Origin of the sequence: Methyloferula stellata AR4, assembly GCF_000385335.1 — a bacterium.
Lineage (GTDB): Bacteria > Pseudomonadota > Alphaproteobacteria > Rhizobiales > Beijerinckiaceae > Methyloferula > Methyloferula stellata.
The window spans coordinates 3,175,197-3,188,627 of sequence record NZ_ARWA01000001.1 but is presented as its reverse complement, the minus strand read 5'-3'; the positions used below and the strand labels follow the sequence as shown (position 1 = coordinate 3,188,627).

Annotated in this window: 8 protein-coding genes and 1 pseudogene; 1 reads left to right on the top strand and 8 read right to left on the bottom strand. The window is 57.9% G+C overall.

The window, feature by feature from the left end; translation table 11 throughout:
- Nucleotides 1–8 precede the first annotated feature (8 nt).
- On the bottom strand, nt 9–3,638 hold the full coding sequence (locus tag A3OQ_RS22710; RefSeq protein WP_244427320.1) for a beta strand repeat-containing protein: 3,630 nt from the start codon (nt 3,636–3,638) through the stop codon (nt 9–11).
- Between the two features lie 397 nt (nt 3,639–4,035).
- Here A3OQ_RS22710 and A3OQ_RS24125 point away from each other — a divergent pair.
- Nucleotides 4,036–4,267 (top strand): annotated as a pseudogene (locus tag A3OQ_RS24125) (winged helix-turn-helix domain-containing protein); the annotation flags it as partial.
- An 8-nt stretch (nt 4,268–4,275) separates the two neighbouring features.
- Here the strand turns inward: A3OQ_RS24125 and A3OQ_RS22705 are convergent.
- The 7 genes from A3OQ_RS22705 to A3OQ_RS0115670 all read right to left on the bottom strand — a co-directional run bounded on the left by A3OQ_RS22705 (nt 4,276) and on the right by A3OQ_RS0115670 (nt 13,373).
- Nucleotides 4,276–6,084, bottom strand: a complete 1,809-nt coding sequence (locus tag A3OQ_RS22705) for an ABCB family ABC transporter ATP-binding protein/permease (protein WP_020176363.1) — start codon at nt 6,082–6,084, stop codon at nt 4,276–4,278.
- Nucleotides 6,085–6,128: 44 nt separating this feature from the next.
- A complete protein-coding gene (locus A3OQ_RS0115695; protein WP_020176362.1) occupies nt 6,129–6,920 on the bottom strand; it encodes an ABC transporter ATP-binding protein in 792 nt (263 codons plus the stop codon).
- 96 nt (nt 6,921–7,016) lie between these two features.
- Nucleotides 7,017–7,766 (bottom strand): outer membrane protein, encoded by a 750-nt coding sequence (locus A3OQ_RS0115690; RefSeq protein WP_020176361.1) that lies wholly within the window; start codon nt 7,764–7,766, stop codon nt 7,017–7,019.
- A 79-nt stretch (nt 7,767–7,845) separates the two neighbouring features.
- Nucleotides 7,846–8,913, bottom strand: coding sequence for a FecCD family ABC transporter permease (locus A3OQ_RS0115685; protein WP_020176360.1), 1,068 nt, complete (start codon nt 8,911–8,913; stop codon nt 7,846–7,848).
- Nucleotides 8,906–9,997 (bottom strand): FecCD family ABC transporter permease, encoded by a 1,092-nt coding sequence (locus A3OQ_RS0115680; RefSeq protein ID WP_020176359.1) that lies wholly within the window; start codon nt 9,995–9,997, stop codon nt 8,906–8,908. Before A3OQ_RS0115680 ends, A3OQ_RS0115685 begins: the two co-directional genes overlap by 8 nt.
- Nucleotides 9,994–11,190 carry an ABC transporter substrate-binding protein gene (locus tag A3OQ_RS0115675; RefSeq protein WP_020176358.1) on the bottom strand — a complete coding sequence of 399 codons (1,197 nt, stop codon included), beginning with the start codon at nt 11,188–11,190 and terminating at the stop codon, nt 9,994–9,996. Before A3OQ_RS0115675 ends, A3OQ_RS0115680 begins: the two co-directional genes overlap by 4 nt.
- Entirely contained in the window at nt 11,190–13,373 is a 2,184-nt protein-coding gene (locus A3OQ_RS0115670; protein ID WP_020176357.1) for a TonB-dependent siderophore receptor, read from the bottom strand. Before A3OQ_RS0115670 ends, A3OQ_RS0115675 begins: the two co-directional genes overlap by 1 nt.
- Nucleotides 13,374–13,431: the final 58 nt, after the last annotated feature.

Below are 13,431 nucleotides of genomic sequence, written 5' to 3'. Positions count from 1 at the left end.
GATCATTGCTAATGGTTTTTCTCGAGGTCGAAACGCTGACCGTTGATTTCGATCGAGCGCAGTGCCGCGCCGCCCCTGCCGCCGCCGTGATGCGAGGCCGTGTTATTGGCAGCATGGCGGATCTTGCGGTCCTCACGCGGAACCGGCGTCGTCGCGGGCGGCAGATTTGGGAAATTGTCTTCGAGCTTCGCCGGTGCGATCGCGGCAACGGCCTGCGTCCCGGCTTTCGAAATGGCCGGGTTCGGCGGCGTATCGAACGAGGCCTGCGTATTCGTCGTGCCGATCGCTTGCGCGCTGCCCGAGCCTTGTTGAAGCGCGGCTTGCGTGGCGGCGGCTGCGGCTTGCGCGGTCGCGGCCCGATCGGCAAGCACCTGGTTGATGGTACCGTTTTGGTAGGAGGTGATGTCCTTGAACTGCGCGTTGGTCAGTCCGCGCGATCCGGTGACGGCGCCGGGAGGAATCGTCCCGGTGTATGGATAATTGCCGACCGTAGCCAATCCACTGTTAAGATCGGAATTGTAGTAGCTGTTGGTGATGGTGCCGGCCCTGAAATTGGCGCCGGCCACCCCTCCCGCCATTCCGGCGACAGCGGATGTCACGGTACCGGTGGCGTAGGAATTGGTGATCGTCCCCGTGTTGGTTCCGACCAAGCCGCCGGTCCAAGACCCGGTGCCTGTACCATTGACGTTGCCAGTCGCGTATGAATCCGTGATGCTGCTGGCAGAATTACTTCCGACCAGCCCGCCGATATTATTGCCTGCGCCGGTCACATTGCCGGTGGCGTAGGAGTCGGTGATCGTGCTGCCGCCGGCGTTGGTCCCGACCAATCCGCCGACTGACAGATTTCCGCTCACTTCGCCGGTGGCATAGGAATTTGTGATGGTGCTCGTCGTGGCGGTGCCGATTAAGCCGCCGGTTGCCGTGCCGCTTGAGGCACCGGTCACTTGTCCTGTGGCGTAAGACCTACTCACGTAGCCATAGGTCAGCGACCCGACCAGCCCTCCGACGCTGTAGCCGTAAGTCCCGGGAACGCTCACGTCTCCGGTGGCGTAAGAGTTCAAGATGTTGATCGTGTAGGCGCTGCTGGAGGTCTTGGCGCTCCCAACCAGGCCGCCAATTCCCGGAATGGTGGGAAGACTCACGTCCTGGGAGCCGGTCACCTTGCCGGAGGCGTGACTGTTTGAGATGGTGTAATTGGCGGAGGCGGATATGTAGCCGACCAATCCTCCGATGCTGTAAGCGCCGGTCACAGCGCCGGAGGCAAACGAATTCTGGATGATTTGGGGAATCACGCCAGTGGCAGCGTTCCCAATCAGCCCGCCAAGATAGGTGCCGCTCGAGGAGCTGCTTCCCGTCACATCACCAGACGCATAGGAGTCATAAACGCTGGTATTGGCGGCGTAGCCGATCAATCCGCCGGCGGTTCCACTCGGAGACGTCACGGCACCGGTTGCATCGGAGCGATAGATATCGAGATATTGCGCGCGTCCGACCAACCCGCCCGTTCCCGAACCTTTGACAGTGGCCGTGGAGAAACTGTCGGAAATCGAATTGATGATTCCCGGGTTTGGATAGACGCCATTATAGCCGATCAGGCCCCCGGAGTTGTTGCCGGTCACTGTTCCCGTGCTGTAGGCTTGGCTGATATTGGCGAGGTTCGAGCCGACCAGGGCGCCGGCGTAATTGCTGGTGCCCGCATTGATGTTGACGTCGAGCAGGCCGATATCGCGAATGAGGCTTCCGGCCGTCGTGGTGCCGATCAAGGCCAGATTTTGCGCGGATGTGTTGGATATCGTCAGGCCGCTGATGGTTTGACCCAATCCGGCTAGTGTGCCGGTCAGGTTTTCGACCAGCGCATTACTGTAGGAATAGGTCGTGCTGCCGTCAGCGTTCACGGTCGCGGCCGTATAAGCGCCATTGGCCGTGTTCGCGTTCAACGTGCTGGCCAGCGCGTAATAGCCGTTGCCGTTACTGTAACCATTTCTATCGGTCGAGCCATCATCGATCTTTGTCAAATCCGACATGCTGTAGATCAGCGTGTAGGGAGTGCCATTGACGGTCAGGGTCTGGCCGCTAGTGCTTGTGCCATTAAACGTAATGCTGCCATAGGTGCCGCCGCTGGTGTCGGTGTTCGCGACCGGGATGCCGCTGGAATTGAGCACGGTCCCCGCATAGCTCGCCGGGGTGAGGATGTAATAATTGCCCTGATAGCTCATGGCGAGCGAGGCGCCGGCGCCAGATAAGGTAATGGCATTGTTGATATAAATGCTACCGGCGTTGGCATTCAGAGTCAGAGCGGCATTGGCGCCGGACGCGCTGATCGGCGCGTTGACGTTGATATTGTTGCCGGCGTTCGCGGTCAGATTGTTGATCGATAGGGCCGAGCCGAAGTTGATATCGGTTCCCGCATTCAGCACAAGTCCGGCGCTGGCGCCCGACGCGCTGATCGGTGCGTTGATATTGATTGCATTCGTGGCGTCGAGCGTCAGAGTCGTGTTCGCCGACCAGCTCACGGCGCTGGTGACGAGAACATTGCCGTCGACCCCGTGGCCGCTGGTCGATTGAATGGTCACATTGCCATTGTTGAGTTCCGCCGACAGCGTCGCTGCGCTGATGTCGCCGCCAAGACCAAAGATGTCGAAAAGACCATATGTATTAACCGGACCAATGATGAATCCGTCCGGGTCGATCAACCAATTGCCGTTTTGACCATTGGCGGCTTTGGTTGTGATGACGGCCGTGTCCGCGATCTTCACGCTATTGCCTGAGGTCTCGATGAAGCCGCCATTGCCACCCTTGGGTGCCGAGGCATCGAGCTTGCCCGACACATTCACCGTGCCGCCATCGGCGAGAAGCTTGATCGTCCCGACCCGGACGCCCGTGCCTATGCCGCCGCCCTTCAGCGCATCCATGGTGCGGGCCTGAATGAGGCCCGAATTGTTGACCTGCGCCGACAGAACCGCGTCGGCGGCTTTCGCCGTCAGGATCACCGTGCCGCCGTCGGCGATGATCGCACCCTTGTTGGCGACAAGCGCATTCAAGGCGCCTTCGCTGATCGTGACGTCGAGCAGCGAATTGCCTTCGAAATTGAGCGTGAGCTTGGTGCCCGACGCCATGACCACCGAACCGAGCTTCGCGGTGATCGTGCCGTCGTTCTTGACCGTCTTGCCGAGCAAAGCGACGTAACCGTTCGGATCGACGTGGATCTTGCCCTTATTGATCACGGACCCTGTCGGGGTCGCGGAGGAGCCCGTCGTATTGCCGGAAAAATTATAATTCCCGGCCATGAAATCCTGGTTGGAAATATCGAGCGTACTTGCGACCAAGCCGCCGACATTCACCGTCGCGCCTTTGGTGAAGAGAATGCCGGCCGAATTGACGATGAAGACGCGGCCATTGGCATTGAGAGCGCCGGCGATCACGCTTTGCTCATTGCCGGTGACGCGGTTGAGCGTCGTCGACATGCTATTCGGCTGGAAGAAGTTCACGGTCTCCTGACGGCCGATCGAGAAGGTTTGCCAATTGATGATGGTGTTCTGGGTCGACTGATTGATGTTGGTTGTCGCGCCCGATTGGGAGATCGTGGCTTGGCCAGCGACCACAGTACCGCCGGTCGGGCCTGCGAGCGCAGGATGCACGGCCAACAAAGCAGCAATCGCGGTCGTTGTGGCGAGAGGACAGCGGAAGGACCGTCGAGCACCCGATCCGGCGGCCTGTGGCCTAGCTAAGTGTTCGGAAAAGGCATTATTTTGCGAGAGGGAGAACGCATAGCAAAACGAGCGCATGTGGATTTGAGTCTCAACGCAGCGGCGCGGTCGACGCCCCTGGGGTTAACATTTTTTAATATACGGAAGGGAATAGCTCAAGTGTCAAGCGCGACAAAAATGCTTAACTCCAGTGTTTTCAATGAAATAGAACTTATTAGGTAGTATAAATACTTAACGGTATTGCTTTTATGCAACAGTTTGATCAGCCCGGCGGAACCGCTGCGAGGCACGGTCGGCTCGGGGATTTCCCAGCGGAGACAAACGGGACAGATTCCAATTTGGTGGCTGGCGACTTGAGCGACATAGACGGCATCTGACCAATCCAAATGGCGCCCCCTTTGGTTTTGACCAAGGGCGAATATGCTTTGATGAATGCATTCCTCGATGCGCCTCAGCGACCACTTCTCCGCGAACATCCTTTACGGGCGACGCATATGCATGGCGATGTCCTTAACCGGAGCATAGACGTCCAGGTTTTGCGCCTGCGGCGTAAGCTGGAGGACGTCTTTTATCGAGCCGGGGCTGAGGGGTCGAATGCATCATCCTCGCGATGCCACATGCGAGCGTAGGGGCCATTCAAGGAGAGTAAAACATCGTGCTGGCCGCGTTCGACGATCTCGCCCCGCTCAAGGACGATGATCTCGTCCGCGTCGACGATTGTCGACAGACGATGGGCGATGACAAGCGTTGTGCGATCCGCAGCGATGCTCCGAAGGCAGGATTGGATTTCCGCTTCTGTCTTATTGTCGAGGGCAGAGGTTGCTTCGTCGAAGAGAAAAATACGCGGTGCCTTGAGGATCGTGCGGGCGATTGCAACACGCTGCTTTTCGCCGCCCGACAGTTTGAGGCCGCGTTCGCCGACCCTCGTGTCGTAACCTTGGGGAAGAGTCATGATGAAATCATGGATGCGCGCGAGCTTTGCAGCTTGCTCGACATCTGCGCGTTCCGGCTCATCGCCCTTTCCGACATATCCGTAAGCGATATTGTAATAGATCGTGTCGTTGAAGAGCACCGTATCCTGCGGCACGACGCCGATTGCAGCGCGCAGAGAGCTCTTTGTCACGCCGCTGATATCTTGCCCGTCGATGAGGATACGCCCGCCTGTGAGATCGTAAAACCGAAACAGGAGTTTCCCGACCGTGCTCTTACCGGCGCCTGTCGCACCGACGATCGCGACCCTTTTTCCGGGAGGAACGGTAAAACTAATGCCTTTCAGGATCTCGCGCGCAGGATCATAGGCAAAGCGTACGTTCTCGAAACAGATCTCGCCGGCGCCGACTTCCAGGTATTTTGCGTCCGGGGCGTCCCTAACCTCCGGTACCAAAGCCAGAAGTCCAAGCATCGCTTCCATATCGACAAATGAGCGTTTGGCCTCGACATAGACCGTGCCCAAGGCGCCAAGCGGAAGGAACAGCTGTAAAAAATAGGTATTGATCAGAATATAGTCGCCAAGCTTCATATGGCTCTGGATGACATCGTGAGCCGCCATGATCATCGCGAGGCTCAAACTGCAGGTCACGATGAGGCCCTGAAGCAATGCAAGGCTTTGCCAGGCGCGAATATGTTGGAGCCAGACATCGCGGAGGTTTGAACGGCCTTTCCCGAAGCGTGCGATTTCATGCCGCTCCTTGACGAAATATTTGACTGTCTCGAAATTTATCAGCGAATCCATCATCACCGCGTCTGCATGGTCATTGGCTGTATTGAAGGCGCGCAAAAGCCTGTTGCGCCTCTCGGTCAACCAATGTGTGCAAGCGACATAAAGAAGGACGGTCAGGACGATGAGTCCCGCATAGGACAGGTCGTAAAGAGCCGTCAGCATGATGCAGACGAGAATGATCTCGATTAACGTGGGTATTATATTGAAGAATATGTTCTCGAGGACGTAACGCATCCCGTTGACGCCGCGTCCGAGCATGGCCGTAAGGCTGCCGGTCTGCCGTTCGAGATGAAAGCTGAGAGATAAGGCATGCAGATGCCCGAAGAAGCGAATGCGGATATCGTCCGCTGTTCGCAGAAGAAAGGCTTCGAAAAAGACGCCGCGGCCGTAATTGGTGAGCTGAACGCCGAGGCGTGCTCCGCCATAGGCGAGTATCAATCCTAAGGGAAGGGCGGCCGGCCCAATAGAAGAAGAAGGCGTCAAAGCATCGACCGAATCCTTATAGAAAAAGGGTCCGGCGAGCGCAAAGAAGCGGCTGGCGGCGAGTGCAAGAAAGGCAAACAGAATAATGCCGCGCGCGCGCCAGTGTCGCGGCCAGAGATAAGGCAAAAGCGCATGGAAAACGTGCCAGCCAGATCGCAATGAGGAGTCCGTCATGCTGCTGGCTTCGATGGGTTAGGGACGAAATATCTTTTCCGAGTTCAATTCGTCGTCGGACGGACCTCGGCGGCGGCGACCGTCGGGAGGACGTGCGCCAGAGTTTCGACGCGGCGGCCTTCATGCTCGAAGCCGACACGCTTCATCGGTACGCCATAAAGTGCCGTAAGATTCTCCTCGGTCAGAACCTCAGAAGGGGCGCCGACGATATGTTTAGCTTGACCTAGCATGAGCAAAGCCTGGTCGGCCACGGCCAGCGCATGGTGCGGATGATGCGTGGTCATGATGATCGTCAGGCTTTCTTTGCGCGATAGCCTGCCGATCCAATCCAGAATCAACGCCTGATTTTTGAGATCGAGCGCCGATGTCGGCTCATCGAGGATCAGAATATCGGCTTCCGCGACAAGCGCGCGCGCGAAGATGACGAGCTGGCGCTGACCGCCGGACAATTCATGGAAAGGCCGGTGTGCGTAATCGGCCATGCCGAAACGATCGAGCGCTTCAAGCGCCGCCTCTTCGTCCTGTTGGCCCGGCTGCGAGAAAAGTCCGATCTTCTTGGCGCGGCCCATGAGAACCATGTCGAGACAGGAATAATCGAAGCTGACTTGAAAGAGCTGCGGGACGAAGGCGAAATGCCCTTTGACGCTGAGATCGCCTTCGCTGGGCTTGAGCGCCCCAAGCAAGAGTTTCAGAAGCGTCGTCTTGCCCCGGCCGTTCGGTCCGAGCAAGGCAAAGACCTCGCCCTTGTTCACTGTTGCCGCATAATTGCGGAAGACCCAGGTTCCCGGCCGATAGGCATGCCCGAGATTAGTGAAGGAAATCACGTTTTCAGTCATTTGGAACCAACCTTATGTCTAGGTCTTCCGCGCGAGCCATCTATACGAGCGCTCGAAGCAGCGAGCCGCGCCAGCGCGTTTGCAATTCGCCCGCGATCAGTATTTCGCGACGCGTGGCGGAGGCGGCGTGAACATGTCGAACTTATAGCTAACTCCGACCCGTACGGCGCCATCGGTCTCATGCCGGCGATCGCCAAGCGTGCCCTGGGATGAATTGATCAGCAGATCGGTGTAACGGCCAAGATCCGTGTAACGATATTCGATACGGGCCGACCAATTCGGTTTGAAGGCATATTCGACACCGCCGCCGACGGTCCAGCCCGTGCGCGTGGCTTTCAAATCGTCCAGACCCGTGGCCGTGTTCGAATATTTATTTTCGATCTGCGCGAACGCGACACCTCCAGTTGCATAGAGGAGAAGGCGATCCCAGGCGATGCCCAGGCGCCCTCGCACGGAACCTTGAACGTCTATGTTTGTGGTGAGTGTATAAACGCCGCTGGCATAGGGCCCGCTGCCTTGCAATGTTGATCCTTCGACATCGCCCTCGACACCCAGGACAAATTGGTTCACTTGCCAATTATAGCCGAGATGGCCGCCGCCGATCACGCCAGCTTGATTGAAGTTCGGCTGCAGTGCTGCCAAAGCGGCGCCTCCGGTTGAGTAAATTGCTCCCGAAGAATCCGCAGTCCATTGATAGCCGACCTGACCACCAAGATAGACTCCAGTCCACGTAAAAATCAGCGGCGGCGGCAGAGCAGGCGGTATCCTGCTCGGAAGATCGGCAGCGCGCGCATTGCTCGCCAAGGATGCGAGCGTGATCGCGGAAAAGATTATTCGCTTCATCATGATTATAGTCCCCCATACCCAGATTTAAGTCTTACATTTTGGTCGAAGCACCCCGAGAAGTGCCCGAATGGCTGTCGGCTCAGTCGCTGTTCCACCCCTTCGACTGAGTCTTCCAGAACAGGAAGCAGATGATCGGCGTACCGAAAAAAGCGGTGAGCACACCGACGGGAAGTTCGGCGCTGACGATCGAGCGCGTGAGATCGTCGAGCCCGAGTACGAACAGGCCTCCGAGCAATGCGGAGGTCGGCATCAGGCGGCGGTGATCCGGGCCGACGAGCATCCGGGCGCAATGCGGGACGACAAGCCCGACCCAGCCGACGATACCGCTCACCGACACTTGCGCCGCGACCATCAATGATACGATTGCGATGATCATCCAGCGCAAATAGCGGACATCGATACCAAGCGAAGCGGCATCGAGGTCGCCAAGCGAAAGAAGATTGATCCGCCAGCGCAAGAGCATCAGCGCCGTGCCTCCGACCAAAGTCGGAACGCCGATCATCCAGACTTTTTGAGGATCGGCACCGCGAAAGGTGCCGAGGAGCCAATAGACGATCCCCGGCAATTTCACCGGCTCCAGGAACTGAACGAGCCCGACGCCTGCGAGAAAAAAGGCGCCGACGAAAAAGCCGGCGAGGATCAGTGGAATGCCGTCGCTCTTGACATGGACGAGTTTCGCAAGGCCGAAGGTGCAGCCCATGGCAAGGAGCCCGCAAAAAAAAGCGAATGCGATCAGACCGGCCGGCGGGAAATTGAGCATGATGGCCATGACGCCGCCGAAGGCTGCTCCGGACGTCACCCCGACGAGATCCGGCCCAACGAGCGGATTGCGCATCATGCCTTGCAAGGCAGTGCCGGACATGCCGAGCGCTATGCCGGCAAAAGTTGCGACAAGGACTCGCGGCGGCCGAATGATCTCGATGACGGTTAGTTCACGGAGATCCCAATCGGCATGATTCCAAGGAAAGGGCCAAACGAGATGGATCAGGATATCGAAGGCGTGGCCAAACGACATGGGGTAGGCGCCGACGCAGAGAGATGCGGCGATGGCCCCGAGCAAAGCCAGGATCAATAGAAAGGGCATCGCCCAGCCGAAGTGAACACCACTGCGCGGCGATGGAGTCTGCGAAATGACAGCTTCAGTCACTGATCCAACCTTTGGTTTGCGTCTTCCAAAAGAGAAAGCAGATGATCGGTGTGCCGATGAGAGCCGTCATCACGCCGACCGGAACTTCGGCGCGCAGGATCGTCCGGGTGAAATCGTCGATGCCGAGTGTGAAGAGTGCGCCGAGTAATGCCGAGGCCGGCAGCAGACGGCGGTGGTCCGGCCCGACGAGCATGCGGGCGCAATGCGGAATGACCAATCCGATCCAGCCGATGACGCCGCTGACCGAGACTTGCGCAGCGATGATCAAGGAAACAATGGCGATGGCCGACCAACGCAGGGACCAAGCATTGATGCCGAGCGAGGCTGCATCGAGATCGCCGAGCGAAAGAAGATTGAACCGCCAGCGTAAAAGCATCAGCACGGCGCCGCCGCCAAGTGTCGGAATGGCGATCATCCAGACGCTCTTTTCATCTGCGCGCGTGAATGTGCCGAGCAGCCAGACGACCATGTTTGGCAGTTGTGCGTCGTTTGCCAGGAATTGTGCGAGCCCGACGCAGCTCATGCAAAAAGCGCTGATGAAAATACCGGCAAGGATGAGAGCGACGCCGTCGGTGCTGCCTCGAGCGAGTTTCGCGAGGCTGAACGTGCAGGCCATGGCACCAAGGCCCCCGCAAAAGGCGACCGCGACGATGCCCGCCGGCGGCAAATCAAACAGGATCGCCATCACGCTGCCGAGTGCCGCGCCCGAAGAGACTCCGACGAGGTCGGGGCCGACGAGCGGATTGCGCATCATGCCTTGCAAGGCGGTCCCCGACATGCCGAGCGCCATGCCGGCGAGCGTCGCGAGCAGGACGCGCGGCAGCCGGATGATCTCGACGACGGTCAATTCCTTAAGGCTCCAGGACGGATTGTCCGGCAAGGGGAAAGGCCATACGAGGTGCAAGACGATCTCGCCCGCCCGCCAGAAGGACATCGGATAAGCGCCGATACAGAGCGAGCCGACGATCGCGGCGAAGACAGCGACCACCAAAAGGAGCGGCACAAGCCAGCCAAACCTGGCGCCGCTGTCTTTCGGTTGTCGCGCATCGGTCAATGATCCACCGGCAAGAGTGATATCCGTCATTGGGTCGCCTCCTGTCGTGTGCTTTTGATGTTGTCACGAGTGAACCTTGCATAGCCGGCCGAGTTTTTGTTTTCGTCGATGCGCAACAGATCATCGACCTCGGCGTCGCTGAGCGCGTATCCATAGGCTTCATTGAAATGATCGCGCAGCAGTGCGCGGACTTTTGGCTGGAGACGGTCTGGATGCGCGATCTCAGCCATCCACCGCGCCCAGAGCGGACGGAAGTCGAGACCATGCAACGGCTCGACGCTCCCTCTCACGCTTCGAAGGCCATTATAGACGCGATCGTTTTGAACCGCCTTTAGCCCTTGCCAACGCGGGTCACGGTGGAAGTCTTGAACGCTTTCCAGCACCAGGAAAATGATATCCGGGTTCATCGCCAGAATGCGTTCGGCATCCTGTTGACGCCCGGTATCCTCATAAGGCTCAGTCGCGTTTTCGACTCCGGCGCGCTCATACTGATGGTGGAACCGGGTTTCCTTGCTCCCGAATACAAAAAGACGGCTCCAATCGCTGGCGGAACTTCCCATGCCGACGACGCGCGGGACATGTGTCAGTGCTTCCGGCCGCAGGTCCTTTTTCAAATCCGCATAGGCTTTCTGATAGCCCGTGATGAAGGACTCGCCTTGGCTTTCATTCGCCATGGCTTCGGCCTCAATACGGATTGCAGTAAAAATCGACTCGTCTTTCGTTTTGGGATGCGAACTCAGTGAAAGAGCCGCGAGGCCAATGCGCCGCATCAAGGGTTCTGCGCGATTGCCGAACATGAAAGGCGAGAGAAAAGTCGCGCTGTCCTCATAAGCCAGGAGAGATTCGAGGTCGGAGGGAGCATTCCATCGATCGGCGTCCTTCAAGACCTGAGGATAGATCCGTGCCATAAGTCCGCTGGCGAACCAAAAGTCGCGATCCCAGGCGCCGCCGCCTTTAAACAGCATCTCCGGCGCATGCGTCGTCTCCAGGAAATTGGAACCGCCGTGATCGGCAATCGCGCGAAACGGCGTGGGAACAGCAACGTTCACACCTTCTGCATCGGTTACGATGCGGCTTTGCGCGAAAGGCGGCAGGACCGGCGGAGGACGCAAAGGCGCAAGCGTGATGAGCCCGACGCAGACGAAGGGCGCGAGCCAGGTCAGCTCCTTAAAGGCGCGAGCCGGCATGAACCGGCTTGCGCTTGCGCGAGGGGTGGCCGCCATTACCACTTGAACTCCGCGGTGGCGAGATAGGTGCGCGGTTGACCCCAATATCCAGACTCAGCCCAATAGGCGTGGTTGGTCACATTGGTGCAGGTGAATCGCATCGTAAGCTGGTGATCGTAGAGTTTGGTCACGTAGCGGAAGCCGAGATCCCCGGTCGTGTATCCATTGATTTTGGTTATTGCGATTTGCGAGGTCTGAGACGGGACGTTCGCATGGAACGGTCCAGTGTAGGTGAGACCGCCGGTCAAAATGATATTGTGCGCCCAAGGTGCTTCAGCGAAATAGGGAATATTATATTCCGCGTAGAGCTTGCCTTCGAGCGGCGATACATATGCGGGCAGTTCACCCTGCTGATAAGGTGCGGCAGGTTCATAATTCAGCCGCGGATCCATCAGAGTTGCGCCGCCGACGAGCGTGAGATCGTCCCAAAGCTTGCCAGTGACTTTGAACTCTACGCCTTGGTCGAGCTGACTTCCGCCCACCTCATCGGTGGCCGTCCCGTCTCCGTTTAATTGCGTGTAGATAGCTGGCTGGTCGATTCGAAAAACATCGGCGGTGACGAGGAGGTTGGTGCCGACCGTCGCCTTAACGCCGACTTCGACCTGCGTGCCCATGTAAGGCGGAATCGTCGCGCCGACATTGGTGAAGGCATGGCCGGAGCCGTCGGTCGCCGGGACGACGCCGCCTCCCTGCAGCGATTGCTGAAAGCTGGCATATGTCGAAAGCCAAGGCAGAATCTTATAGACAATTGCGACCGCGGGTGTGAGCGCTGCCGACTGATAGCCTTTAGGCTGAAAGGTGCCGGTCTGAGCGTAATTCGCGCCCGCGAGGACGATGAGCTTGTCGCCAAACATCTTAAGCTCGTCGCCAATCATATAGTTTTTGGCGTAGCTCCAGTAAAACGGACCTGCGTTGGCTTGTGGTGCGACAGGCGTAGCCAGGATTGCGCCATAATTGCAGAGATATTGCGCGTAGTAATTGCACAAAGGCCCTGCGCTACCGGTTACCTTCGCGCTCTGGAGCGGCCCTCTTGTGGCTTCATAAGTGTCTCCGTTGAATCCCGTCGTAACTTTGTGGTTGATGTCGAAGGTCGAGAACGACGTATCGAGGAACGCGTATCCCGCATGCGTGTAGGTGGTGCTTTCCCCTGCGCCCGCGAGATCAAGCACGGTCATCGCGCCGGTCGCCTGATTGGTTACGCTGTTATAGGGATGCGCATTGCCGTAAACTTGGTCTTGCCCATACTGATATTCCGACCGGAACGTAAACGTGTCGTTGAGCTTCCAGGTGAATTTTGTACCGGCCGTGATGTTGTCTTCCATCCATGTCGCTTGGGGATCCGTTATGTACGACGAAGGATCGAGCGGAGGCATGGAAATATAATTTCCGTTTGGACTCCCAACGCCGAGAAAGAGCTGATTCAGGCCCCAGAGATGGTAGTTGCTATGCGATGCGTTGAATTGAAGGAGCATGTCATCGGGCAGATGAATGTCGATCGCGCCGCTTTCTAAACTGCGTTTGAGGCTTTGATTTTTTAGGTTCGTGCCGCCGGCTTGATCGACGAGATTGAGGCGGTAGCCGAAGACGCTTTCATCAAGTCCGGGCACTTTGAGCGGCCCGCCGATATCCAAATGACCATAGCCATTGGAGCCTGCATTATCGCCGCCTTCGATCGCGAAATAGGGCACCGCGGTCGGCCGTTTTAGCACCGTGTTGATATTGCCGCCGACCTGCTGCACGCCATAGAGAAAGCCGTTGACGCCGTCGAGGACTTCGATCTGTTGCTTATCCTCCAACGCCGGATTGACGCCCATTGAGCTTTGCAGACCTTCCAAGGTGACGCCTTGGCCATAATTTCCGCCCAATGAGAAGCCGCGGATTTTGTAGCTGCTTGCCGTGCCATCGTTGTGGTTATTGTTCGAGAACTGAATATCGGGGTCGTATTTCAAGGCATCTTGCAGACTGTAAACCTGCATATTTTGAATTTGCTCGGCCGGGATCACGTTAATCGAATACGGCGCATCCTGCAGCGGCAAGTCGCCCCAGAATGGGCCCGTCGCCGTTGAATCATCCACGCGATAACCGGCTGCCGCGCTGCCGTCGTTCTTAACCGGCGCCGGCGCATTAACCGATACATCCGGAATAGGCGTCGTCGCTTGTTGCGCATATGCAGATGCCATTGCTGCCATCATTGCTAGGAGCGACGCACAACTGGTGAGCGCTTGGCGATGAAGACCT